This is a genomic window from Kitasatospora sp. NPDC056327 (assembly GCF_042261735.1).
Classification (GTDB): Bacteria; Actinomycetota; Actinomycetes; order Streptomycetales; family Streptomycetaceae; genus Kitasatospora.
On the sequence record NZ_JBHJRC010000037.1, the window covers coordinates 1 to 25,480 of the forward strand.

Here is a 25,480-nt window from a genome sequence, read left to right on the forward strand (position 1 = left end):
AGGAGGAGGTCACGCCGACGCTCCTCCCCGGCACCGCCCTCGCCGCCGTCAACTCCCCCACCTCCGTCGTGATCTCCGGCGACACCGACGCCGTCCAAGCCATCGCCGCCCACTGGAAGGCCCAGGGCCGGCGCACCACCGCACTCAAGGTCAGCCACGCCTTCCACTCCCCCCACATGGACCCGATCCTGGAGGAGTTCCGCGCGGTCGCCGCGGGCCTCGTCCACAAGCCGCCCCGCATCCCCGTCATCTCCAACCTCACCGGCCGACCCGTCCAGCAGTACGACGCCGACTACTGGGTCCGCCACCTGCGCGACACCGTCCGCTTCGCCGACGGCATCACCACCCTCCACCACACCGGCACCACCACCTACCTGGAGATCGGCCCGCACCCCGCGCTCACGCCGCTGGTGAAGGAGTGCACCACCGTCGGCGAGCCGCTGGTGCTGCCGGCGCTCCGCCCCCAACTGCCCGAACCGGTCGCCGTGATGCTGGCCGCCGCCACCGCGCACGTGCACGGCCTGCCGGTGGACTGGACGGCGGCGCTGGCCGGCGGCAACCGGACCGACCTGCCCACCTACGCCTTCGAGCGGCGCCGCAGCTGGCTCGCCGCTCCCGCCGCCGAGGACGCTCCGCGGAGCGGTGCCGCCGACGCCGCCGACGCGCCGCTCTGGGCCGCCGTGGACGGCGGGGACCAGGACGGCTTCGCCGCCGCCCTGGGGCTCGGCCCCGAGGAGGGTCCCGAGGCCGCGGCGGCGCTGGCCCTGCTGGCCGCCTGGCGGCGCCGGCGGCGCTGGACGTACGCCCCGCGCCGGCACGCCGTCCACCCGGCCGGCGCGGGCCCGGCCGGCCGCTGGGCCGTCCTCACGGGCGGGACCCCCGGCGAGGACACCCGGGACTCCCCCGACTCCCCCGACTCCTCCGACTCCTCCGACTCCTCCGACAGCCGGGACGTCCTCGACGAGCCGTTGCTCGCGGCGCTCGCCGCGCACGGCGCCGACCTCGTCCGCCTCCCCGCCGGGCGGGCCCCGGGCGCGACGGCCGCCGACTCGACGGCCCCGGACGCGACCGCCCTCGGGGTGATCGTCCCGCTCTTCGCCGAGGTACCGCCCCCGGCACCGGACGGCGGACCGGTCTGGGTGCTCACCCGGGGCGCGACGGCCGTCGGCTCCACCGACCCGCTGCCCGACGAGGCCCAGGCCCGCCGCTGGGACGCGGCCCTCGCCGCCGGCCACCGGGTGGTCGACCTCCCCGCCGACGGCCCGGACGGCGCCCGCACCGCCGCCCTCCTCGCCCCGGCCCTGACCGGCGCCGAGGAGCAGCTCGCCGTCCGCGGCGGCGGCCTGTTCGCCGTCCGCCCGGTGCGCTTCGCCCCCGCTCCGAGGGAGCGCCCCGCCGCGGCCACCGGGTGGATCGGGGCCGGCGGCGATCCCCGGCTGGCCGCCGCCGTGGCCCGCCGGCTGGTCGCCGACGGCGTCACCCGGCTCTTCGTCAGCGGCGCCGGGTACGAGGAGCGGGAGTTCGCCGCGCTCGGCGTGCCCGTCACCCACCTCGCCGACCCGCTCTCCGCCCTCCCCGCCGAACTCCTCGCCACCCCGCCGGCCGTCGTGCGGATCGGCGAGGACGGCGCGGCCGCGCTGGACCACGCGACCCTCGCGCTGGAGGTCGCCTGGTTCCTGAGCCTGCACTCCCCGGCGGCCGGGCGGGCCGCCGAGGCGGCGGTCCGCCGACACCGGGCCCAGGGCCGGCCCGCCACCGCCGTCGCCTGGGGCCCCTGGACGGCGGACGGCCCCGCCCCGGCCGAGGCGCTGCGGGCGGTGTGGCCGCTGCTCGGCCACGACGAACCCCTGCTCGTCGTCACCGACACCGTGCCGTCCGACGGCCCGGGCGGCACGGACCCCGCCCGGGCCGGGGCCCCGGAGGCGGCCGGGGCCGGGGACCTGCCGGCCCGGCTCGCCGCGGCCGGTCCCGGCGAGCGCGAGGCCCTGCTGACCGAGCTGTTCGTCACCGAGCTGCACGCCGTGCTCGGCCACGGCGGGGCCGGGGAGGTCGGCCCCGGGGACAACCTGATGGACCTCGGCATGACGTCCTTCGCCGCCCTGGAGCTGATCCGCCGGCTGAAGGAGACCGCCGGCCTCGACCTGTCGCCCAGCGCGCTGTTCGACCACCCGACGGCCGCGGAACTCGCGCGGCACGTCGCCACCGTACCGATGGAAGGGACCAACTCATGACCGACAAGGTGATCATCGCGGGCGCCGGCCCGGCCGGGCTCATGCTCGCCTGCGAACTGGGGCTGTTCGGCGTGGACACCGTGGTCGTCGAGCGGACCCCGGAGCCCCGCATCGACGCCCCCGGCGTGGCCGTCAACGCCACCACGATCGAACTCCTGGACCAGCGCGGCCTGATGGCCGAGCTGCGCGAGGGCGCGTTCCCGCTGCCGACCGAGCACTTCGGCTTCGTCTTCATGGAGTCGGCGAACCCCGGGCAGCCGCACGAGAACACCCTGCTGCTGCTCCAGCAGCGCCTGGAGGTCCGGCTGGAGAAGCGCGCCCTGGAGCTCGGCGTGGAGATCCGCCGCGGCCTGGAACTCACCGGCGTCCGCCCCGACGCGGACGGCGTGACCGTGGAACTGCGCGCCGCCGACGGCACCGCCGAGGAACTGCGCGGCGCCTACCTGGTCGGCTGCGACGGCCGGGAGAGCACGGTGCGCACGCTGACCGGCATCGCCTTCGAGGGCGTGGACGCGGTCTTCCACGGCATCGTCGGCGAGGTGGAGATCGAGCACTCGGAGATCGCCGCCGGGCACATCGGCGTCCACCACCGCCCGACCGGCGGCCACTTCCTCGGCGCGCCCCTGGAGCCGGGCCTGTTCCGCGTGATGTCCGCCGAGTTCGGCCGGCGGCCGCCCGCCGACGACGTCCCGGTGGACCTGGAGGAGCTGCGCGCGGCGACCGTCCGGCTCACCGGCACCGACCTCCGGGCCACCGGCATCCGCTGGCTGACCCGCTACCCCAACACCACCCGCAACGCCGCCCGCTACTCCGAGGGCCGGGTCTTCCTGGCCGGCGACGCGGCCCACGTGCACTACCCGTTCAACGGCCAGGGCATCGGCACCGGGATCCACGACGCCGTGAACCTCGGCTGGAAGCTCGCCGCCACCCTCCAGGGCCGCGCCCCGCAGGGCCTGCTGGACACCTACCACGCCGAGCGCCACCCGGTGGGCCAGGCGGCCTGCGACAACGTCCGCGCCCAGGTGTCGCTCTGCCACCCGCCGCAGGAGATGGCGCCGCTGCGCGCGATCATCGGCGAGCTGACGAAGTTCGAGGACGTCCGGCGCTACCTGCTCGACCTGGTCACCGGCCTCTCGGTGCGCTACCCCTCCGCCCAGGAGGACGCCCACCCGCTGACCGGCCGCCGCCTCCCGCACGCCGATCTCGTCACCGCCGACGGCCCGACCACCGTCCCCGCCCTGCTGCACGCCGGCCGCGCCGTCCTGCTCGACCTGACCGGCGGCACCGGCGCCCCGCTCACCGCCCCCACCGGCCACCTCACCACCGTCACCGCCCGGCCGAGCCCGCACATCCCCGCCACCGCCGTCCTCCTGCGCCCCGACGGCCACGTCGCCTGGGCCGCCGGCCCCGACCACGACCCCGAGGGCCTCCGCACCGCCCTCACTACCTGGCTCACCCCGGCCTGATCCCCGGTCACCGCCGCCGAAGGCCGCCGTCCCGGGTGCCTCCCGGGGCGGCGGCCTTTCCCCGTCTGTACCGGAAGCCGCCCCCTTCACCAGGCTCTCGGCTATACACTTCTGACCCCGGTCGACGCGTACTTGCGCCCTTGTTCCCCGAACGCGCCGCAGGACCCCGCGCGATAGGATCTCCCAGCACCAGCGCTGGCCTGGAGTCAGCGATACGGCACTTCGTGAGGACAGTGTGGACCTCCCCTACCAGGCGTGGCAGCAGGCGCTGGAGGCCGAATTCTTCGGACCAGAGCAGGTCGGCCACCCGACCCTGTTCTACGTCGACGACGACGTAGAACAGGAGCTGCGGGAGCGCCACGGTCTCGACCTGCCACTGGCCGAGTGCGTCGGCCGGCTCCTGAGGCCCGGCACCGACCGGCCCTACGGACAAGTGGAGAGCCAGCGCTGGCTGAGCTGGCGGCAGGACAAGGACGGTATACCCGCCTTCCTTCCGCTGCTCGCTTCCTCCGTGCTCGCGGCGACGAGGATGGTCAACGACGGTCACCATCCGGCGAACGCGTACCACGTCCGCTTCTCCGAGCTGCTGACCGGCTCCGAGTGGCTCCTGAACGGCGAGGCCTTCGAGGCGGTCTCACGGATGTGGCAGACCCTCGCTGAGTGGCAGCACGGCCAGGGCACGGCCCGCGGTGTCTGCACCATTCCCACCGCTGCGGATCTGCCCAGGAACCAGTCGAGGATCGGCTTCCCGCTGTCCCAGGCCCTCCTGAACGGCGGCGACCGTCAGGCACTTCCGGAGATCTTCGCCAAGCTCCGGAGCCACAACGCCCTTGCCTGGCCCCTCACGGGAGAGGATCTGCTGGACACCCTGGAGCGGCTGGGATGGGACAGCAGGTTCTCGGCCGGGTTCCGGCGGGCGAAGAAGGTCCCCGACTTCCGTCCGCACATCGCCCGCCTGCTGGGAAACCTCGCGGTGTCCTGGGACAGCAGGGTCGTCAAGGCCTCCTACGGCAACGGCCGGACCGAACTCCTCGTGAAGTTCGAAGCCGGACGACTGTCCTGGCTCGCCCGTGTACCGGGCGCGGAGGCACAGCACATCAGCCTCTCCGGCGGAGTGGTCCTGGAACGCCTCGGTGATACCGCCTACTACGCGGTCGACGGTCTGGGAGCACCGGACGCACGGAACCTGAACCGCTGGCTCCAGGTCAATTCGAGTGATGCGTCGCTGAGCCGGCTGCCGACGCCCGTGCTGGCCCTCGGACGCGATGACGTCCTCGGCACCTGGGTCAGCGCCAGCGCCTTCGTCCCCGGTGAGGAGTACATCGTGCTGGCGGCACCGGAGGCACAGCCGGACGTGAAGCGTCTGCTGGACCGGGCCGCTTCTCCTGGCCGGGCCAGGGCGGCAAACCGGCTGCCCTGGGCCCCGGACGGGTGGGCCGTACACACGGCCGTGGTCTTCGACAACGCGGTGACGCTGCGGCGGGCCGTCAGTGAGATCCAGGGAGCGGTTGGTTCGCTGCAGCCCGCCAGGGAGCCCGAGCTGCGGCTGACCGGCGGCCTGCGACTGGCCCCGCTGCTGGAACGGCAGCTCTACCTCGTCGGCGGCGAACCCTCCGTGATCGTCCCGGACGATGTGTCCGGGGTACTCCTCGTCAACGGACACACGTACCCGGCGCTGCAGGAGGCACGGCGCCGCGGCGGTCCGGTCCCGCTGGCGGGGCTCGGACTCCCGGCCGGCCTCTGCACGGTCTCGCTCGGGGCCAGCAGCGTCCGGTTCACCACCGCCGAGGGGCTCCTTGTCCCCGCAGCCGCAGAACGCCCGTGCGGCTTCGAGGTGTCCGGTTTCAAGGCGGCGGCGTACCCCGCCGTGCACGGGAACGGCACCGCGCTGTCCGGCGCTGACTGCGGCGACCACCGCGCGACCGCGGTTCCCGAGGTGCTCCTCAGCCGCCGGGGCGCGGACGAGCTCCTGTTCGCCGCCTCCGACGGACGGCTCTGGCGAATAGCCGCCCCCGGACCGCCCGCCTGGCTGGCCGAGCGGCTTCCGCACGCGGCGGAGCCCTACCTCTTCGAGGTCGAGCTGCACGCGGTGGGCGGCTGGCTCCTGGAGCGCCGGGCCGGAGGCTGGCGCGGGCGCGCCGCCGGCCCGGGCACCCCGGAGCCCTCGTCGTCGCCGAACGCCGGTGCCTGGGCGGAAGCGGTCCTCGCGGCCCGCGACTGCTCAAGGGATCCGGGGTGGGCCGACTACGTCCGCGCGGCGGAGGAGACCGTCCGGTGAGTACGGAGACGATCGGTGACCTGCTGCTGCGCTGGCTGAGCGAGCGCCAGAGCGGTTCGGTGACGGCACTGCGTGAAGGGGTCCGCGGCACGGCACGGGCCTACGGCATCGACACCGCCGAGTACGCGGACTGGGACTGGGTGCGGGAACTGTCCTCGCTCGGGTTCCTGGACGCGGACCTCCGGGCGGACCGCTGGTCCGCAGCGCCCCTGGTCCTCACCCGCCTGCCGTTCTCCGACGGCCTGGCACTGATCACCGGAGCCCGCCCGGCCTCCGTGCGCGCAGCCCTCGGCTCCGCTGCCGCGGACTGGCTCGAACTCCTGGAGATCCCCGGCGAAACCCGTCAGGGTGCTGTCCCGCTTCCTGCCACACTCATGGTCCAGTACGACGACGCGGCACGGCTGGGGGAACTGGCCACACGTCTCGGCGCCTCCTACGTGCCCTGCGCGGCGCTCCAGCTGGGAGCGCTCCTGCCCCGTCTCCAGGCCGGCGCCGAAGCGGCTCCCCCCGGCGGCGCCGGGCTGGACACGGTGGAACGCTACGACCTCACCGCACGGCGGTTCGTTCCAGCCGGATCGCACTCCGAGGACGGGCTGTACCGCTGGCGCGGGGCCGACCACGCCCTGCTGGTGCGACTGCTGCGCAAGGGCCGTTTCAGCCGGACGGAGCGCGAGACGGGTATCTACCTCGAACTCGCCAGTCACAGCGAGAACGCCGTGCGCTGGCGCCCGGAGACCGGCCCGGGACGCTCCCGCCTCGGGCGGCTGTTCGTGGACCGCAACGCCCCGCTGCCACCGCTCCACGCCCGGGCCGCCACCCTCTGCACCGGCCTGCCCCCGATGAGAGGCAACCAGGGCCAGACCCTGGCATACGACAACGTTCCGAACGTCCTGGCCGAGGCGATCGCCGCCTCGCTGCTGCAGGACCTGCAGATCCTGCCGCCGGTGGCGGCCGCACCAGGGAGGGCACTGTGAACGCCGACGAGGGGACCCCGGCTGGGGGTACCGAACCCGGAGACATCATCGGCACCTTTGGTGACCTCCGCCGGGCACTGTTCCGCTACTACGACACCCCGTTCGGCGTCGACGACCGCTCGGTGATGCGGGAACGCGGCCTGCTGCTGGACCGTGACAACGGCGCCTGGCGCGAGCCGCTGATCGAGCTGCGCCCCCAGTACGCGGCCAGCGGGAGGACCATCGCGGAGTCGTTCGCCGAGGCCGGAGCGCATCCGGACGCCGCCGGCTTCGCCCGGTTCGCACTTCCCGAAGCCGTGTCGAGCCTCTACCGCCACCAGCACGAGGCCCTGGTCGCGGCCTGCCGCGACAACAAGGACTTCGTCGTCACCGCCGGAACCGGCTCGGGCAAGACCGAGGCGTTCCTGCTGCCGCTGCTGGCCGATCTGGTCGCCGAGTCCGCCGGCTGGACCGGCACCCGCGCAGTACAGCGCGCCTGGTGGCGGGGCAGTGAGGACTACCAGCCGAGCCGCACCGGGGAGACCGGCCATCCCGCCGCGCTCCGGGCCCTGATCCTCTACCCCACCAACGCCCTCGCCGACGACCAGATGGTGCGGCTCCGCAAGGCGCTGGACAGCGAGGGGGCCCGGGAGTGGCTCGACGGCAACCGGAACGGTCACCGTTTCTACTTCGGCCGCTACACCGGGGCCACGCCGGTGCCGGGCAACCGCACCTCCACGACTGCCGTGGCCAGGCTGCGCGAGTACCTGCAGACGCTCGACGCGCGCGAACGGAGGGCGGAGAGCCGCCATCACGCCTTCATCCCGCGTCTGGGCGGCGCGGAGATGCAGAGCCGCTGGGACATGCAGGACACGCCGCCGGACATCATGGTCACCAACTACTCCATGCTCAACATCATGCTCCTGCGCCCGCGGGAGGCGGGCCTGTTCGCCGCCACCCGCCACTGGCTGGAGAGCACACCGGGGGCGCGGTTCACGCTGGTCCTCGATGAGCTCCACATGTACCGCGGCACGGCCGGTACCGAAGTGGCCTATCTGCTCCGCAATCTGCGGCACCGGCTCGGACTGGACTCCGCTCCGGAGAAGTTCCGGGTGCTGGCGGCCTCCGCATCACTGGAAGAGGGACGCGACGACGCGTTCCTGGAGGACTTCTTCGCGCTTCCCCGGTCCCGTTCCAAGATCATCCCCGGCACCGCGCTGCTGCCTAAGCGCGCCAGCACCGACCTGACCGCCCACGCTCCGCTCCTCGTCACGGCCGCGGGCGGTGAACTGAGCGGGGAGCAGGCCCGCGGACTGGCCGAGGCCACCGGTCTCGGCGGGGCCATCCCGCACGCGCTCTCCCCTGGCGGAACACCCCGCACCCTGCGGATCTCCGCCCTCGCCGAACAGCTCTTCCCCGGCGTCCCTGCCCAGAACGAACGCGAGGCCGCCCTGCACGGGGCACTGCGGGTCCTCGGCGCGGCCGGGGACCCCGACCTGCCCAAGTTGCGCGCCCACCTCTTCTTCCGCAACATCGGCGGCATCTGGGCCTGCTCGGACCCGGAGTGCCCGGACATACCGGTGGAGGCGGATACGGAGGCGGACAAGGTCCGCAGGGTCGGCCGGCTGTTCGCCGAACCCGCCTCCCGGTGCAGTTGCGGGGCCCGGGTGCTGGAACTGCTGTACTGCCAGACCTGCGGTGACCTGATGCTCGGCGGGTACGCCAGCCCGGACGACAACCGCAAGCGGCGGTTCACCGGCGCGCTGCACACCGACTTCCCCGAGCTGGACCTGCTGCCTGACGAGGCCAGCGGCGTGCCGACCGCGGCGAACTACGTCGTGTACTGGCCCCGCCCCGAGGCCCTCGGGCTGGACAGCCCGGACTGGTCGGCCGGACTGTCCGGCAACCGCGGCAGCGTCGGCTTCGAGTTCCGGCGCAGCGCCTACCAGCCCGCGACCGGGCGTCTCGTCAACAAGGACGTCGGCCACAGCGGCTGGTCGTTCCACATCTCGGTCCCGGAGAGCAAGGACCCCGCTGAGCCCGCGTTCGACCCGGCACAGCTCCGGCCCTTCCCGACCCGGTGCCCCGCGTGCGGTGACGACTGGGAAGTCCGGCGCGACCGCGACGGCCGCCACATCTCTCTTGAGGACCCCGCCAGGCTCCGCAGTGCCCCGGTCCGCCGCATGCGCACCGGTTTCGACAAGATCAACCAGGTGCTGGCCACCGAGGCCCTGGGCCACCTTCCGGCCAAGGAGCGGAAGGCGATCGCCTTCTCCGACAGCCGTGACGACGCGTCCGAACTCGCCAGCGGCCTCGCGCTGCGCCACTACCAGGACCTGCTGCGGCTGCTCACGGCCAAAGCCGTCCGGGAGCAGGGCGACCCGTTCGCGGACCTGCAGCTGGTCAAGGCCCACTACGCGGGCAGGCCTGCCGACCGCGATGCGGTCAAGGCCGCCGTGGTCAGGCTCCGGGACCGGAGCCCGTCCGACTGGGGGAAGCTGAAGTCCATCCTGACGGACGACATCGACGCCGAACCGGATCTGCTGCCCGACCTCGAACGCCGTTTCGCCAGCCTCCCGTCGCTCGACTCCCTCCCGGGTGACCTCGAAGGACTGCTCGTCAGCTATGGCACGAACCCGGGCGGGCCGTCCGCATCGCTTCAGCAGACCTCCGCCGGCCAGAGCTGGACCGCCCTGTTCAACTGGAAGCGCGACCGGGAGTCGGTGGCCGGGACCCAGGCCCAGGAAGAGCTGCTGGAACGGATCCGCAAGCGGCTGCGCACCGAGTTCCTCAGCGGACTGTTCTCCAGCGCGGGGCGGGACTTCGAATCTCTGGGCCTCGGATGGCTGTGCCTCCAGGACGATCGCGCGCCGGTTGAGACCACCGTCGGCGGTGACGACGGACTGGCCCGTGCCAGCCTGCGGATCCTCGGCCAGATGCGCCGCTTCCACCAGCTGCGCGGCGGGCTGCAGAATCCCCCAGCTCCGCTGAAGCACTTCTGGCGGGAGGTGGCGAAGCACGAGGGCACCGAGCCGGAGTCGGTCATGGACCGCGTCCTCAGCGTCTGGAAGGACGCGGTCGTGGAGTACGTGATCAACCCCGAGAAGGTCGCACTGCGCACCGGCACCGGCAAGGTCTGGCCGTGCGGCAGGTGCCGCCGCCCGCATCTCCACCCGGGAGCCGGGCTGTGCACCAAGTGCCACACCGAACTCCCCAAGGAGCCGGCAAAGTTCGAGGGTGCGCTCGCCGACGACTACTACGCCTGGAAGGCGGAACACGGGACCGGCAACTTCGCGCTCCGGACGGCTGAACTGACCGGGCAGACCGACCGGCTGGAAGCCCAGCGGCGGCAGAGCGTCTTCCAGGACGTCTTCCTCGGCGAGAACGACATCGAGGAGGCCGACGGGCTCGAACTGCTGTCGGTGACCACCACCATGGAGGCTGGCGTCGACGTCGGCCCGCTGAACACCGTGCTCCTCGCCAATATGCCGCCGACCCGCTTCAACTACCAGCAGCGGGTGGGCCGGGCCGGCCGACGGAACAGTCCGGTCGCGGTCGCGCTGACGGTCTGCCGCGGGCGCAGCCATGACGAGCACTACTTCGCCCGCCCCGAAGCCATCACCAACAGTCCGACGCCACCGCCCTATCTGGCACTGGGGATGCCTGCGATCTTCAAGCGGGTACTGCTCGGCGAAGTTCTGCGCCAGGCCTTCGAGGCGCTTTCAGCCGCCGAAGATGACACGCCATCGCTGACCAACAACGTCCACGGTCAGTTCGGCCTCTCGGGGAACTGGGCGGTCCACCGGGATGCCATCAGGCGCTGGGCCGCCGCACACCCCGGCCGGATCCGCGCAGCCGGATCCGCGCTTCAGGCCGGCACTCCGGAGGCTGTCTCCTCGATCGATCCGGTGGCATGCGTCGCGGACCTGCTCGACCAGATCGACGGTGTCGCCGCCGAGCGCGTCGGCCATGCCGAACTGAGCCAGCGGCTCGCCGAGGCCGGGCTGCTGCCGATGTTCGGCTTCCCGACCAGGGCACGCCTGCTGTACTGCAGCTTCCCCGACAAGCCCTTCCCATGGCCGCCCGCTGACTCGGTCAACCGTGACCTCGCGGTCGCGCTGAGCAAGTTCGCGCCCGGCAGCGAGACCCCGCGCGACGGCCGCTTGCTCCGCTCGAACGGCGTCGTCTCGCTCAGCCCGGGTGCACGCAGGGTGATCGCCGCCGACGAGCCGTTCGGCCCGGAGCAGCTGGTCGCGATGTGCCGGATCTGCGCCAGCATCGACCCGGTGCCGGACGGTGCCGAACTGCCGGAGCAGTGTCCGGCCTGCGCCGCGGAGGGCAAGAACTACCGGGTCGTTCCGTTCCGGGAACCGGGCGGCTTCCGTGCCGCCCCCGACCCGCGGGACTACGACGGCACGCGCGACTGGGGCAGTGGGTCGACGAGCACACGCACCGCCGCCGATCTGGAGCACACCGCCCCCCGGGTGCCGCGTACGGCGGACGACTGGCTCGTCGTGCACTGCGGCAGCGGCGACCGCTACGTGGTGAACAGCAACGGCGGCAAGCTGTTCCGCTTCCGCAAGGAAACCGGCAGGTGGAAGGGCTATTGGCACGTCGAGAGCCCGCGGGCGGACGCAGACCTGCAGACCGCCCTCGGCGCGACCCAGCACACCGACATGCTGTTCCTCGGTGCGAAGGCATCCGTGGACGAGCAGCGAGGTCTGCGGTTCGACATCTCGCGTTCCGTACAGCCGGACGGCTTCGCCGACGCCTATCACGGACGGCGCGCCGCCTGGTACTCCCTCGCGGCCCTGCTGCGCCGGGCCGCGGCGCCGTACCTCGACGTACAGCCCGACGAGCTGCTGAGCGGTATCCACGGCTCCCCGGCCCCGGTGGCGGCCCCGGTCATGGCCTACCTCGCCGACAGCCTCGACAACGGCGCGGGCTTCAGCACCCACCTGGGATCGCCCGGCCAGATCGACGGATTCCTCGACGCGGTGGACGACTACCTGGCCCAGTTCGGGTCGGACAGCCGGCACGCGGAGGCCTGCAGCAGCTCCTGCTACTCCTGCCTCCGGGACTACACGAACATGCGCCTGCACCCCTTGCTGGACTGGCGCCTCGCCCGGGACCTCGTCGGTGCCCTGCGCGGACGGATCCTCCAGCCGGAGTCGTCCCGCTACGACGAACTGCTTCGTGGCTGGGCGAAGGAGGACCCGGCCGTCCGTCTGACGGAGACCGGCGGCGGCCTGGTCTGCGTCCACACCTCCGACTTCACCGGCGAGCCGGTAGCCGTCGCCGTCAAACATCCGCTGGAGTCATCCAGCGAGGCCTGTGAGGCGCCGCGGCTGCAGCAGCTTCGGAAGGAGGTCTCGGCGGCGGGCATCGCCGAGCGGCTGGCTTTCGTCGACGGTTACTGCCTGGACCGGACCCCCGCGGCCGTGATCGACGAGGTCCACAGGTTCGCGGAGGAATGATGACGGAGAGCACCGGGGTCATACCCGTCGGCGGCACCGCCGGCGCCGCCGACGCACTGGAGGTGCTCCGCCAGCGCGAGCTGGACCGGCGCGTGGCACTCGCCGCGGCGCGTGCGCGCGGCGAGCGGCCTCCGCTTCGGGCGCGGGACGGGTCTCCAGCAACCCGCCCCAGCACCGAGCCGTCCGTGACGGTCCAGGTCCCCGAGGGCTTCGCCAGCGCCGGGGCGTGGTCGGAAGCCGTGACGTTCACCCGGCGTGTGCTCAACGGGACGGCATCCGGCGCAGGTCCGGCGAACTCCCTGACAGCACGGCAGCTGGCGGCGGAGGTCGTCAGCGCCGCGACAGTGCTCGCACCGCTCGACGGCATCGCCGTGCTCGCGGAGGCAGGCACCCACGGGATCCCTGTTCTGGAACCCTCCGGCGCCGCCCGGGCACGTGCCCTGCTCGCGAACACTCCCGACGCTGCCCCCGGCCCCGCCGGCAGTGCTTGGCAGGTCTACCAGGACGAGCGGGCGGTCAACGAGTTCCACGTCTCGGAGTCCCGGCAGAAGGCATTGCTCGCCGTACTTCCCCTTCCCCTGCTGGACGACTTCATCGACGAGGAATGGATCACCGCCGTCCCCGAGCCTGATGGTTCCGCCCGGGCCGTCTACCTCCGGGCCCGGCTGGCGCCGACTGCCCTTTCGGAAGAGGAACTGTCGGAGCTGGACTGGTCCCTGGAACGAGAGCGGCGGACAGCCGGCCCGGGCGTCGACCCGGGGGACGACTGGCCGAGCTCCTGGCAGCTGCTCCACCGGTTGCGGCGGGCCGATGCCCAGGCCGTGACGGAGGACTGGTCCGGGCTCCGGCCGGAGGTAAGGAGACTCCTCGATGAGCTCCGGGAGGCGCACCGGACCGGACAGGTGAGCCAGGACCTCGCTGATGACCGCTCACTCTGGCTGCTCCTCGAACGGCTGGTTCCGGAGGGCCGCAGCCGCTCACGGCCGTTCACCGGCTGGCTCGGTGTCAGGCGGATGCTGCGGGCCGTCCGCCACCTCCATCGCGCCGAACTCCTGGGCGAGACCGCACGTGCCGAGCAGATGCGGGCGGCTGCGGGCTCCTGCGCCGACCGGCTCGACCACGGGCCCCAGAGCGTACGCTGGGAGGCCAGGAACGTACGTGCGTATCTGACCGCCGCCTCGGATCCGGGTCTGGCGCTCTCCTGTCTGACACTCGACGCGGAGTCCCGGCCGCCCCAGCTCCAGGAGCTGGGCCAGTCCACCGCGCACGCGCTGCAGCGCAACCGCCGCTTCCTTGAGAGCCGCCCGCGCTCCGAGCGCAACGGGCCGCTGAATCCCTACCTCGTCCTGGGTGCCGATGACGCCTCACCGGACTGGAAGCAGTCCTGGCGTGCGCTGCGCCGGGAACTGGACGAATCGGGGAAGGTTGCCGTCAACCAGGCGAAGGACCTCATCGAGGCGGCCCAGCGGGCGAGTCTGGAGCTGGCCCGGTTCACGCTTCCTCTCGCCCCGCAGCGCTGGCAGGTCCCCCCGGGAACCAGCCAGCGGCTCGCTCTGCCCCCCGAACCGATGCCCCGCCAAACCGAGCCGCCGTCAGAGCGTGACCGGGCCTGGGCCCGACAGGCTGCGGCCCGCGAAATAGTCGGTTCCGCCGAAGACTTCGTGTCCCGGTCGCCAGGACACCGACCAGCAGAAAGCAGCTCATCGTGAGTACGCAGCAGCCCCGGCAGCGCGCCGGCCGAAAGAGCGAGGGGCCAGCCCGCCCCGAGCGGATCCGCCGGTCGAGCGCGAGCAAGCTGCCGGAGATCGCCCCCGGCACCTTCGACGCGGCTGCTCTCCTAGCATCCGTCACCGCGGCCTTGCGCCCTGTACTCGAAGCGCAGCTCGAACAGATCGCGGCCTCCCTCGCCTCCTCAGCAGCCACTGCTGAGGAGACCAGCCCGACCGCCGCGATCCGAGCAGAGCTCACACGCCGTCTGGTCCCCCAGTTCACCGAGGCGGTTCGCGGGGCGGTGATGGAGGGGATCCGTACCCGTCAGATGCATCTGGCCCAGCTCGCGGTCATCGACCGCGCTGCCTACCAGGCGTCGAACCTGACATCGCTGCAGTCACGAATCGACCACGAGATTGCGAAGGCTGGCCTGGTCCGAGTCACCGAGCCTGCTGACCTGTCCCTCTTCAGCCTGACGGACCCGGTCCAGGAACATGCTGAGAGCAACGGGATCCCGCACTTCTCCGTGGTCTCTCCCGCCTACACCGACCGGGAATCGGGCCGCCTCGTGGAGACCGGCTGGCTAAGGGCCGAGAACGGCCATCGGCCTGAGGAACTACCGCTGAGCTTGACACCTCGCCAGAAGCGGCAGCAGCGCTCCAAGGGAGAACTTGCCCAGAAGCGGAGACCAACGCCGGCAAAGGCGCAGGCGGCGCCCAAGAAGCCGCACCGCAAGGGACAGCCGAAGAGCCCTGCGGCTCTCCCGCCAGTAGCTGAGAAGTCGGCTTCCGGGTCCGCGCCAGCGCCGAATGGTCCCGGGGAGGACCGCACGCCGGACGGCCCGCGCGGGGCCGGCAGCCGTCACGCCTCACATCGCGGCGTCGCCGGAAATCAGCGCACCGGACGGCAGCGGAAGGGCACCCGATGAGCTTCGGCATCGACTTCGGCACCAGCAACTCCGTCGTCGCCCGCTGGAACGGTCTGGCCACCGAGGTCGTACCGGTCGACGGCGGCAGCGTGCCCGCGAACTGGCAGCAGCCGGAGTTCGGGGAGCTCTTCCCCTCCGTGCTCTCCGTCCATGACCTGCGCCGCACGCTCTGCTTCGGGTGGACGGCGAAGACCGGGACCAGCGCTCCGCTCGATGCCGTCAAGCGCATGCTCGGTACCCGTTCCAGTGCGGACCGGGCGGCGGATGGCGACGAGGAGGCACTGCCCCACCTTGAGGAACACCGGGTCTGGCTCGCCGGTGAGCAGTTCCGCAGCACGGCCGCGGCGGCCGCGCTCTTCAGCCGCATGCGCGAAGGCGCGGCCGGTGAACTGCTCGAACTGACCGAGGCCGTCGTCACCGTCCCCGCGAACGCGACCGGTGGCGCTCGGTACCGAACCCGCGCCGCCGCCGCGCTCGGCGGCATCAGGGTCAAGGCACTGATCAATGAACCGACGGCGGCGGCGATCTCGTACGCCTACGACTATCCCATTCCGGGGCGGTTCCTGGTCTTCGACTGGGGTGGCGGCACCATCGACGTCACCGTGCTCGAATACGCCGACGGGCTCTTCGAGGAGCAGACTTCACGCGGCATCACCGCGCTCGGCGGGCTGGAGTTCGACGAACAGCTCGCCAAGCTGATCCTGCGCAACCTGGGCACTGCCCCCGAGCGCCTCAGCATGGCACAGCGCCGGCAGTGGCGCCGGCACGTCGAGCTGACCAAGATCGAACTCTCCCACCTGCCGCCTGACGGCTATGCCCTCTTCGAGACCCCGCCCAGTGAACGGACCGGCCGCGGCGCCAACAGCACAAAGATCACGGTCGAGGAGTTCACCGCCGAGATCGCGCCGCTGGTCGACCGCGCCCTGACGCCGGTCGAACAGGCGCTGAAGGATCTGCGCATCAGCACCTCGGACATCGATTCCGTCCTCCTGATCGGGGGAACCTCCCAGATCCCCCTGGTCCGCGAGACCCTCGGCCGGGTTCTGGGCCACGACCGGATCGTCGACCCCCGCCTGTGCCGGCCCATGACGGCCGTCGCCCGGGGCGCGGCGATCTACGCGGCCTCGCTCGACGGTGAACTCAACGACCTCAGCGACTTCTCCCTGGTCAGCAACTACGACCTGGGAACCGCGTTCAACGCCGGTCCGGAACGCGGATTCCGGTCGATCATCCGGCGCAACGCCACGCTGCCGGCGGAGGGGACCTCGGCTTTCCAGCCCTCCACTCCGGGGGCGGCGTCCGTGCACGTCGAGATCGTCGAGGGTGAGTCCGGATACTCAGCCGACAGCGACCGGGCGTTCCCCCTCGCCGCGTTCGACGTCCCGCTCCCGCAGCCGGAGCACGACCCGGCCCGCAACAGGATCACCATCCGCTTCCGCTACAACGAGAGCGGCATTCTGCGCTTCACCGCGACCCATGCCATCACCGGGAAAGTCCTGGCCGAGCGTGAGGTCGACTCCTTCGGCCCCGACGGCACCCCGCTGAAGGAAGGCCTGGAGGACGAACTCACCAGGCTTCTGGCCCACACCGTGCGGCCGTTCCAGGGCACCACGGAGCCCGCTCCTCCCCCGCCGGAGAACGCGGCACGGCAGGCGGCCGGGGAGACGGCTGTCCCGGACCGGACGCCGGTCGCCGACACTTCGGTGACCGTCAACGGAGAGGCCCAGTACCTGGCGCCGTGACGGCCCGGCTCAGGCCTCTTCCTCCTCGGTCAGGAGGTCCGCCAGGAAGGAACTGGGGGAACCGCTCCAGCTCACCGCCATGGCGTCCCGGGCCCTGGTGCACGCGACGAACAGCAGGCACCGTTCGGCGAGCAGGTCCGTCGCGTGCTGGACCGGATCAGCCGATTCCGGAGTGACGGCGGACAGCAGCGGCAGTACGGCTTCCGACGCACCGAGCACGGCGACGCAGCGAAACTCCAGTCCCTTCATGGCGTGCATCGTGGCCACGCGGACGCCCGGGTCACCGGCGGCGGGACCGTCCTTCAGCAGCACCGCGTCGACCCCTGCCGCCTTCAGGCGGGAGATCACCTTGTTCCCGAGCTGACGGAACCTCGTGCACACGGCGATCTCCGCCGAGGGAACGTCAGCAGCGAGCCACTGCTGAACGCGGTCCACCAGTGCGGTCAGCTCCGCCTCCTCAGAGGCGTAGCCGTGGGCGGCCGGGCGGGCTCCGTGGAGGAGTGAGGTGTAGTCGGCCAGGCCTCCGTCCGTGTGGTCGCCCGACAGGTCGTCCACTGTCTGCCCGGACAGCACGGATCCGGACCAGCGGAGAATCTCCTCCGTGTTCCGGTAGTTGAGCCGCAGCCTGAAACTACGGCCCGCAACGGGGATTCCGAGCGCCGCGAACGACACCCGGGAGTCATAGATCCGCTGGTGGGGATCGCCCGTGAGGAAGATGTCGTCCGGCCCCTCCGCGACGGCCGCACGCAGGAGACGCCACTGGGCGGGGTGGAGGTCCTGTGCCTCGTCGACCACGATGTGGCGGTACCGGACCTCACCGGGTCCTGCCGCTCTGAGCACCCGCGCGGCCTCCGCGCACAGGCGCAGCTGGGTACTCCGTCCTTCCGCATCGAGCTGACGGGTGAACTCCTCCACCGCCTGCCAGAGCAGTGGCCGCCGTGCCGATGCCAGCTGACCACCCCGGCCCCTGCGGTCCGCGGCTATGTACTCCTCCTCGGTTCGCAGGTCCTGGGCGAGGACGACGTGACGGTACTCCTGCATCAGGAAGTCACCGGACCACGGCAGGCCCAGCTTCTTCGCGACCGCCCGCCACCGGTTTCGCTCGTCGCCCTCGTCGAGGGCCTGGGGCGCGTGGCCGGTGTGTTCCCGCAAGACTTTGAAGGCAAGGGAGTTGACGGTCCCGGTTTCGACACGGGCCAGCGCCCCGGGATCGTCGAGCAACAGCGCCAGGTTCTCCCGCAGGATCGTGGCGAGCGCGTTCGTGTAGGTGGTCAGCAGGACATCGGGCCGGCTGCCGGCTCCCGCCCGGTCGAGCAGGTGCTTGACGCGGTGGAGCGCGACGACCGTCTTGCCCGTCCCGGGTCCTCCGGAGACCTGGGCGGGCCCGCTGTAGGAGTCGCGGTAGGCGACCTGCCGCTGCCGGGGATGGAGGAACACCCGCCAGGCCGCGAACGGCTGGGAGAGCATGTGCTCAAGCTCATCCGGCCTGGACACGACGACGATGCGGCTGGCCGTGTTCGCGATGGCGGTCGACACGTCGCGCGAGTCCAGCGGTCCGGGATCGGCGGGCCGTCGCTGGGAGACGATGTTGCTCCAGACGTCCTCCGGGGTGAACCCCTCGGCGAGGTACTGCAGCACCTCGCACTGATCTTCGGGGAACACCGGCACGAAGGCCTCAAGCTGGGTCTGGTCCGTGAGCGAGCGGACCGCAGGGAGCAGGCCGCTGTCGATGCCGAGGTCGCGCAGCACCGTGTCCGAATAGGCATCGAACAGCCTGCGGGGCGCGTTGGCCGCGACCCTCTGCAGTACCGGTGTGATCTGCTCGATGGCCTCGACGTTGCGCACCTCCAGCCCCCGGGTCGCCGAGTTCACACTGAAGATCCGCTTCGCGGCCCACTCGTACGCCTTGTCGTGCTGCAGCACGTTCACCAGCAGGAACGTCGCGCCCCCGTCATCCGGAGCCAGCACGACACCGCGCCAGAATCCGGTGATGCGGATGGTCCGCAGCCGGGGGTCCCTGGCGTTCTCGACCGACTCCAGGTGCAGGCCCTTGTCCTTGTGCAGGTCCGCCGCACTCAGCTGCTGGAACTTCGCCACCGCCTTCCGCACTCCGGAGCGGACATGCTTCTCCAACTGCTCGTACTGTTCCCAGAACGAGACGGAAAGAGCGAGTTGCGGCATCGGGCTGGCCTCCATCGGACACTGTGGCAGTGATCAACGTACCTGCTCCGTCGCCCGCGCCGGTGGCGGGCTGCCGGATCGCGACGAGGCTCCCTGGCGGCCGGCGCCCCGGGACCGCCCGCCGGTGTCACCCCGTCCGACCCCGGAGACCCGCACCAGCCGCACCGCTCAGGGCGTGGCGCCGGGCCCTCCGTGGTGGCCGCCGGGGGGGTGGGATCGCGTGCGCGGGGGCGCACGCGGGGGAGCGGGTGGGGGTTCACCGCGCCGTTGCCAAGTGATGTCCGAATCGTTTCCGAAATGGGCCGAACCCACCCTGCGGACCGGGTCCGACCTGGGGCTCCACCGGTCGTGAGGAGGCTCCTGGGGCCCCTGTGAAGACGCCTCAGGAACCTCCTGAGTCCCACCCTCCCCAGCTCGGTCCCAGTGTGGGAAAACTGGCCGAAATCCACTCCCGGCAGGTCTACGATCTCCCAACGTCAGACCGGTTCGGGCCGTCGCTGGACACCAGGGGGTGGCATGGGCCTGCTCGGCGGCGACCTTCCGTTCGCCCGTACACTCACGGCCCACGACCTCGAAGCCCTCACCTCGCTCGGCGGCACCCGCACCTTCGAACCGGAGGAGCACCTGCTCTCCGAGGGGGACCGCTCGACGCACGTCCTGCTGGTCCTGACCGGGTGGTCGATGGTCTTCGCCGCCATCGACCGGGGCGCCACCCGGCTCGTCCTCGGGTTGCGGGGGCCGGGCGAACTCGTCGGCGAGCTGGCCGCGCTGGACCAGCGCCCGCGCAGCGCCACCGTGCAGGCGCTGGGTCCGGTCGAGGCCCTGGTGATCCCCGGGGACGGGTTCCGCCGGTTCCTGGCCGAAAGTCCCCGGGTCGGCAGTCAGGTGATGACCCAACTCGCCTCCCGGCTCAGGGACTCCGACCGCGAGCGGTCGGCGCTCGCCTCGCTCACCGTGGTGCAGCGGCTCGCCCGCCGGCTGGTCGAGCTCTCCGGCACCGACGCCACCTCCCGGCCGGGCCGGGACGGCGCCGCCGCCGTGGTGCAGCTGGCCCAGGACGACCTCGCCGCCACCGTCGGCGCGACCCGGGAGGCGGTGGCCAAGGCGCTGCGCCTGCTGCGTGAGCAGGGGCTGGTGCGCACCGGCAACCGCAGGGTGGAGATCCTCGCGCCCGCACCGCTGCTGCTGCTCGCGCAGGGGCCGCACGAGCAACGGGCCCCCGAGCCGCGGCCGGAGGCCCGACGGCGCGCGGGGGGCGCGCCCGGAACGCGTCCGGAGCGCATGTAAACCGTCACAGACAACCCGGCGTGCGGCGCCGGATCCTGACGTCGTGTCGAAGACAACCATGGGGGTGAACGTGGACGGCCACGCGGTCGACGCGGTGTACGAGCTGGTGGTGGGCGTGGACGTCCGGCGGTCGGGCGCCTACGACGATCCGGGCAAGACCCGGATGCGCCGGCAGCTCTACGCCGTCCTGGACCGGGCGTTCGACCGGGCCGGGGTGCCGCTCCGGGGCGTCCACCGGGAGGACCGCGGGGACGGCGTGCTGGCGACCGTGGCACCGACCGTCCCGCCGTCGCGGATCCTCGGCGTCTGGGTGACCGAGGTGCACGAGCAGCTGCGTCAGTCGAACATCGGCCTGACGATGCCGCTCGGGCTGCGGATCGGCCTGCACGTCGGCCCGGTCACCCACGACGCCCAGGGGGTCAGCGGCCACGCCGTGGACCTCGCCTGCCGGCTCACGGACGCGGACGCCGCCCGCCGGCTCCTCGAACGCGACCGCGCGGACCTGGTCGTGGTGGTCTCCGACTCGCTGTACCGGGAGGTGGTCCGCCACGGCGGCCGCTTCGTCGACCCGGAGCACTACGCGCCCGCCCGGCTGCGGCTCAAGGACGACGAGGTGCCCGCCTGGCTCCGGCTGCCGGGCCGCCCCCGGCCCGCCCCGGTGTCCGACCACGGGGAACCGCCCTCCGACGGGCCGGCCACAGGGGAGCCGGCCGGTGGGGGGACGTCCGGCGGTCGCGACACCGGTGGCGGGGCCGACGGCGGTGCGGCCGGTACCGGCGGTACCGGCCGGGCCGCGGACCCGGCGGACGGGGACACCGGCCCGGCCGCCGGGATCAACGTCGCCGGGGACTTCTCCGTGCACCACGACAACACCTACACCGCGCCGGTGCGGATCGGCCGCACCATCGGGGGAGGCCACCGTGGCTGAACCCCGCAACGCCGCCGAAGCGCCGCCCGAGCGGCGGCCGGACGAACCGCGCGACCGGGACGACCGGGCGCGCGGCGACCGCGCCCGCAACGACGGGGCCCGGAACGAAGGAGCGCGCGGCGAAGGTGCCCGCGGCGACGGCCGGGCGGAGGGCGGGGGCGACGACCGCGACCGCCCCGACCGCGACCGGGAGGACCGCGAGCCGCGCCGCGCCGCCGGCGAGGAGCCGGAGCGGACCGGCCACGAGCCGGACCAGCCCGAGGGCGAGCGGAACGGGGCGGACCGCCCCGAGGACGACCGCGAGGAGGAGGAGCGCTCCGAGCGCGAGCGCGCCGCCGGCCGGTTCCGCGAGCGCAGCCGCGACCGCCTGCTGGACGAACAGGAGGAGGAGGGCGGCGCCGCCACCGGCATGGCCGCCACCTCCCGCGCCCACCGCTCGGCCCGCTCGTCCTACCAGGTCGGCGGCGACCACAACCTCTTCGACCGCTCGGTGTTCCACCGCGCCCACATCGGCGACGTACAGCTGCACCTGGACAGCCGGCAGGCGGTCGGCGCGGTCAGCGGCCCGGTGCCGGAGGCGGAGCTGCGCCGGGTCCGCCGGATCTACCGCGAGCCGGAGGGGTACGTCGGCCTCCAGCAGGCGCTGCGCCACCGGCGGGTACTGGTGCTCGCCGCCGCCCCGGGGACCGGCCGGACCTGCACCACGCTGGCCCTGCTCGACGAGCTGACCCAGGGCGGGCCGCACCGGGCCGCACCGGACGGGACCGCCCCGGCGGGCCCCCGGGCGGACGCCGCGCCGGACCGGCCCGACGGGGCGGCCCCCGGCGACGGCCCCGCCCCGGACGGCGGGCCGGAGCCGGCCGGCCGGGTCTCCCGGATCGCGCCGGACACCCCGGTGCCCCGGCTGACCTCCACGGTCCGCGACAGCGAGGACCGCCGGCGCGGCTACGTGCTCGAACTCCCCTCCGGCGGCGGCCGTCCGGCCCTGCCGCCGGAGGAGCTCGAACTCGACGCGCTGGCCGCCGCGCTGGCCGCCCGCGACTCCTTCGCCGTACTGGTGGTCGCCGCCGGCCCGACCGCGGCGCCCCTGCTCGCGGGGCGGTACGGGCTGATCTGCCCGCCCGCGCCGACCGAGGACCTGCTGCGCGCCCGGCTCGCCGAACGCCTGGCGGAGGACGGCACCGCGGACGGCACCCGCCCCGACGACGCCGGCACCCACCCCGACGGCACCGGCACCGACGGCGCCCGTCCGGACCTCCGGGCCGCGGACGCCCGTACCGCGGCCCGCGCCGAGGAGCTGGCCGCCGACCCGGAGGTCCGCGCCGCCGTCGGCCTGGAGGACCTCCGGCCCGCCGAGGCCGAACTCCTCGCCGATCTGATCGCCGCCCACGTGCTGGGCCGCCTCACCCGCGCCGACCTGCTCGACGGCTGCGCCAGCCTCGCCCCGCAGCAGGCCCAGGAGTGGTTCGCCGGCGCCGACCGGGAGATCGCCGACACCGCCGACACGGACGAGCGCTCGGCCGCCACCGTGCTGCACCCGACCGCCTCACGGATCGCGCTGGCCGTCCTCAACGGCTCGGCGCACAGCACCGTCGCGGAGGCGGCGCACCTGCTCACCTGGGAACTCGCGGTCGCCCGGGACCCGGCCAACGCGCCCGCCCGGCCGCTGTTCTGCGACGACCCGACCTCCGACCTCGCCTTCCTGCGGGCCGAGCTGACCGACGGCGAGGTGGAGACGGCCGGCATCAACGCCCCCGCCCGGATCGTCCGTTACCGGGGCGCAGCGCTGCCCGCAGCCGTCCTCACCGAGGTCTGGGACCGGCACCACCCGGCCCGCGAACCCGTGGTCCGCTGGATGCGGCTGCTCGCCGACGACCCGCGGCCCGAGATCTGGGTGCGGGCGGCCCTGGCCTCCGGCGAGCTGTGTGCCCGGGACTTCGCCACCGGCTACGCGAAGCTGGTCCGCCCGATGGCCACCGCGCCCGCGACCCAGCGCCGGGCGTTCGCCGCCGCCGTGCTCGACCAGACGGCCCGGCACGAGAGCCACCGGCCCACCGTGCGGGCCCTGGTCCGGAACTGGGCGGGCTCCGACTCGGTCCGGCTGCGCTGGACCGCCGCCATGGCCCTCGGGTTCGGCCACGTCGCCCCGGTGGAGGAGGCGCTGGACCGGCTGGCGAGGATCGGCACCGACGAGGACGACGACCAGGCGCCGCTCGTCTCGCACAGCACCGTCCGGCTGCTCTGCGGCCCGGACGACCGGGCGGTGCTGCGCCGGATCGCCGACTGGACGGCCGACCGCCGGGTGCCCCACCAGGACCTCGGTCTGCTCACCGTCGTCCGGCTGGCGCTCACCACCGTCGGCGAGGTGTGGGACGGCGAGGCCTCGCCGGACCTCGCGCACCGCCTGGACTGGCCGCTGCCGCTGGCCCTCGCGGTGGCGCGCCCGGACCGGGCGGGGGAGCTGGCCGACCTGATGTGGACGGCGCTGCGCACGCCGCGCTCGCACGAGGCGGCCGTCGACTGCCTGGAGTACTGGCTGCGCGGGGCGCTCCCCGAGGAGGACGGCGGGCTGGAGGACGGCCCGCGCAGCCGCCGCGGCCTGGCGGCGCTGCTGCCGCCGCTGTTCGCCGAGGACCGCGAACGCAGGCTCCTGGACTGGCTGTTGCGCCGGATGATGAACGACCCCGACAACCCGCTGGACCAGGAGGCGGCCCGCCTGCTCTGGCACCTCGCCACCAGCGACCGGCACCGCGACGACGACCGCCGGGGCGACCGCACCGGAGGCCGCACCGGCACCGCCCGCCGCCAGGACACCGAGGAGGACGAACGATGACGGAAGCCCCGAAGCCCGCCCGGAAGTCCCCCGAGCGGGCCGTGAAGGGGTCGGCCCCGGCCGGCCCGCTGCTGGCCGAGCACCCCCCGGAGAGCGGCCCGCGCCGGCCCGGCGCGGGCGTCGCGCTGGTGTACTTCTACCGCAACGGCGGCCACAGCGTGGTCACCGCGATGGGCACCGAGCACGTCGACCGCCCCTTCATGGCCCGCCCGCTGACGGTCATCGAGGTGGCGCGGGGCACCCACGTCACCAGGCTGTCGCTCCAGGTGCCGGCGGCCGGGGGCACCACCTTCTTCGAGGTCGAGGTGGACGTCCAGTGGACGGTCACCGACTACCTCAAGGTGGTGAACGAGCAGGTCGCCAACATCGCCGTACGGCTGCGGGCCCCGCTCACCGAGCGCCTGCGCGGCATCTGCTCCGGCTACCCGGTGTCGGCCGCGGCCGAGGCCGACCGCGCGGTCAAGTCCGCCTGCCGCAACGGCCAGTGGGACGACCTGGGCTACGACCTCGGGCTCCGCGCGGACCTGTACGTCCGCTTCGCCGTGGACCGCAAGACCATCACGCAGGCCGAGGAGGTCCGGGACGACGACCACCGGGGGACGATGGCCGAGCGGGAGCACGTCCACACGCTGACCGACGAGCACCGCTCCGGTGAGCTGCTCCAGCTGAGGATGCAGAAGTTCCGGGTGATGCTCGACGGCGGCGAGTGGAGCCAGATCTGCTTCATGCTGGCCGACAACCCCGGCGAGGCCCGCGCCTTCATGGAGCTGCTCCGCCAGGAGGCCCGCGCGGACAAGCACGAGCTGCTCGAACACACCCTGGACCTGGTCGAGAAGGGGGTGATCCAGTCCGCGGAACTGGAGAGCCAGGTGCGGGAGCTGCTGGGCACCGGGATGTACCGGATCGAGGGCAGCTTCGGCCAGCCGCCGGTGCGGTCGGCGCCCCGGCGCAACGAACTCCCGGCCGCACGACGCCCGGGCGGCCCGGACGAGCACCGGCCCGAGCGGGGCCTGCCGAGCGGCCGCCCCGACCGGAACGGCCCGAACCCGCGCCGGCACACGGACCGGAACACACCGTGGGACGGCGCCGACCGCCCGGACCCGTCCGGCAGCACCGCACGGTCCGACCGCACCGGGCGGGCCGGACGGGACGGCGGCGGCGACGGCTGGGACGGCTGGGAGGAGTCCTGGCCGGAACCCCGCCGCGACAACGACCGCGACCGCGACCGCGGGGACGACGGCGCGCGGGACCGCCACGAGCAGCCCGGCCACCGCCCCGGGGGCGGCCGCGGCGACGACCAGCGCCCGTACACGCCCGCCTGGGTGGACACCGAACCGGAGCCGCCCCGGCACCCCGCGCCCGACCCCCGGTCGCGCCGCCGCCCCAGCGAGGCGTTCGACGACTGGGAGCCCGCCCCCGAGCAGCACGAGGACCGGCCCTGGTCCCCGGACGGGGGCCGCTGACCC

13 protein-coding genes are annotated in these 25,480 nt (G+C 73.3%); 12 read left to right on the forward strand and 1 reads right to left on the reverse strand.

Going from position 1 to position 25,480, the window contains the following annotated elements; all coding sequences use genetic code 11:
* The 8 genes from ACFCX4_RS08335 to ACFCX4_RS08370 form a co-directional block, all read left to right on the forward strand.
* Positions 1–2,231, forward strand: a 2,231-nt coding sequence (locus tag ACFCX4_RS08335) for an acyltransferase domain-containing protein (protein ID WP_376139837.1), incomplete at its 5' end; no start/stop codon positions are given.
* Positions 2,228–3,697, forward strand: coding sequence for an FAD-dependent monooxygenase (locus tag ACFCX4_RS08340; protein WP_376139838.1), 1,470 nt, complete (start codon positions 2,228–2,230; stop codon positions 3,695–3,697). The genes ACFCX4_RS08335 and ACFCX4_RS08340, both read left to right, overlap by 4 nt.
* 235 nt (positions 3,698–3,932) lie before the next feature.
* The gene (locus tag ACFCX4_RS08345; RefSeq protein ID WP_376139839.1) at positions 3,933–5,975 is read left to right on the forward strand and encodes a hypothetical protein; all 2,043 of its coding nucleotides are present in this window, start codon (positions 3,933–3,935) and stop codon (positions 5,973–5,975) included.
* Positions 5,972–6,949 (forward strand): hypothetical protein, encoded by a 978-nt coding sequence (locus ACFCX4_RS08350; protein WP_376139840.1) that lies wholly within the window; start codon positions 5,972–5,974, stop codon positions 6,947–6,949. The genes ACFCX4_RS08345 and ACFCX4_RS08350 overlap by 4 nt, the downstream gene beginning before the upstream one ends.
* Positions 6,946–12,405: a DEAD/DEAH box helicase gene (locus ACFCX4_RS08355; protein ID WP_376139841.1), complete on the forward strand. Its 5,460-nt coding sequence runs from the start codon at positions 6,946–6,948 to the stop codon at positions 12,403–12,405. Before ACFCX4_RS08350 ends, ACFCX4_RS08355 begins: the two co-directional genes overlap by 4 nt.
* Positions 12,405–14,114 carry a hypothetical protein gene (locus tag ACFCX4_RS08360; RefSeq protein ID WP_376139842.1) on the forward strand — a complete coding sequence of 570 codons (1,710 nt, stop codon included), beginning with the start codon at positions 12,405–12,407 and terminating at the stop codon, positions 14,112–14,114. The genes ACFCX4_RS08355 and ACFCX4_RS08360 overlap by 1 nt, the downstream gene beginning before the upstream one ends.
* Positions 14,111–15,043: a hypothetical protein gene (locus ACFCX4_RS08365; RefSeq protein WP_376139843.1), complete on the forward strand. Its 933-nt coding sequence runs from the start codon at positions 14,111–14,113 to the stop codon at positions 15,041–15,043. Before ACFCX4_RS08360 ends, ACFCX4_RS08365 begins: the two co-directional genes overlap by 4 nt.
* Complete coding sequence (locus tag ACFCX4_RS08370) at positions 15,040–16,785, forward strand: Hsp70 family protein (RefSeq protein ID WP_376139844.1); 1,746 nt, start codon at positions 15,040–15,042, stop codon at positions 16,783–16,785. Before ACFCX4_RS08365 ends, ACFCX4_RS08370 begins: the two co-directional genes overlap by 4 nt.
* Before the next feature lie 9 nt (positions 16,786–16,794).
* On the opposite strand, the gene ACFCX4_RS08375 is transcribed toward ACFCX4_RS08370, so the two are convergent.
* Positions 16,795–18,966, reverse strand: a complete 2,172-nt coding sequence (locus tag ACFCX4_RS08375; protein ID WP_376139845.1) for a UvrD-helicase domain-containing protein — start codon at positions 18,964–18,966, stop codon at positions 16,795–16,797.
* Positions 18,967–19,482: 516 nt separating this feature from the next.
* Between ACFCX4_RS08375 and ACFCX4_RS08380 the strand changes: the two genes are divergently transcribed.
* Genes ACFCX4_RS08380 through ACFCX4_RS08395 form a run of 4 tightly spaced genes read left to right on the forward strand, consistent with a single transcriptional unit; the run spans position 19,483 to position 25,477 of the window.
* A complete protein-coding gene (locus ACFCX4_RS08380; protein WP_376139846.1) occupies positions 19,483–20,253 on the forward strand; it encodes a Crp/Fnr family transcriptional regulator in 771 nt (256 codons plus the stop codon).
* A gap of 43 nt (positions 20,254–20,296) precedes the next feature.
* The gene (locus ACFCX4_RS08385; protein ID WP_376139847.1) at positions 20,297–21,181 is read left to right on the forward strand and encodes a hypothetical protein; all 885 of its coding nucleotides are present in this window, start codon (positions 20,297–20,299) and stop codon (positions 21,179–21,181) included.
* Complete coding sequence (locus ACFCX4_RS08390) at positions 21,174–24,014, forward strand: hypothetical protein (protein WP_376139848.1); 2,841 nt, start codon at positions 21,174–21,176, stop codon at positions 24,012–24,014. The genes ACFCX4_RS08385 and ACFCX4_RS08390 overlap by 8 nt, the downstream gene beginning before the upstream one ends.
* Positions 24,011–25,477 carry a hypothetical protein gene (locus ACFCX4_RS08395; RefSeq protein ID WP_376139849.1) on the forward strand — a complete coding sequence of 489 codons (1,467 nt, stop codon included), beginning with the start codon at positions 24,011–24,013 and terminating at the stop codon, positions 25,475–25,477. The genes ACFCX4_RS08390 and ACFCX4_RS08395 overlap by 4 nt, the downstream gene beginning before the upstream one ends.
* Positions 25,478–25,480 lie beyond the last annotated feature (3 nt).

Excerpts from the sequence above, each read along its gene's own strand:
- ACFCX4_RS08340 (WP_376139838.1), top strand. The coding sequence starts at position 2,228 with ATGACCGACAAGGTGATCATCGCGGGCGCCGGCCCGGCCGGGCTCATG.
- ACFCX4_RS08360 (WP_376139842.1), top strand. The coding sequence starts at position 12,405 with ATGACGGAGAGCACCGGGGTCATACCCGTCGGCGGCACCGCCGGCGCC.
- ACFCX4_RS08370 (WP_376139844.1), top strand. The coding sequence starts at position 15,040 with ATGAGCTTCGGCATCGACTTCGGCACCAGCAACTCCGTCGTCGCCCGC.
- ACFCX4_RS08375 (WP_376139845.1), bottom strand. The coding sequence starts at position 18,966 with ATGCCGCAACTCGCTCTTTCCGTCTCGTTCTGGGAACAGTACGAGCAG.
- ACFCX4_RS08380 (WP_376139846.1), top strand. The coding sequence starts at position 19,483 with ATGGGCCTGCTCGGCGGCGACCTTCCGTTCGCCCGTACACTCACGGCC.
- ACFCX4_RS08395 (WP_376139849.1), top strand. The coding sequence starts at position 24,011 with ATGACGGAAGCCCCGAAGCCCGCCCGGAAGTCCCCCGAGCGGGCCGTG.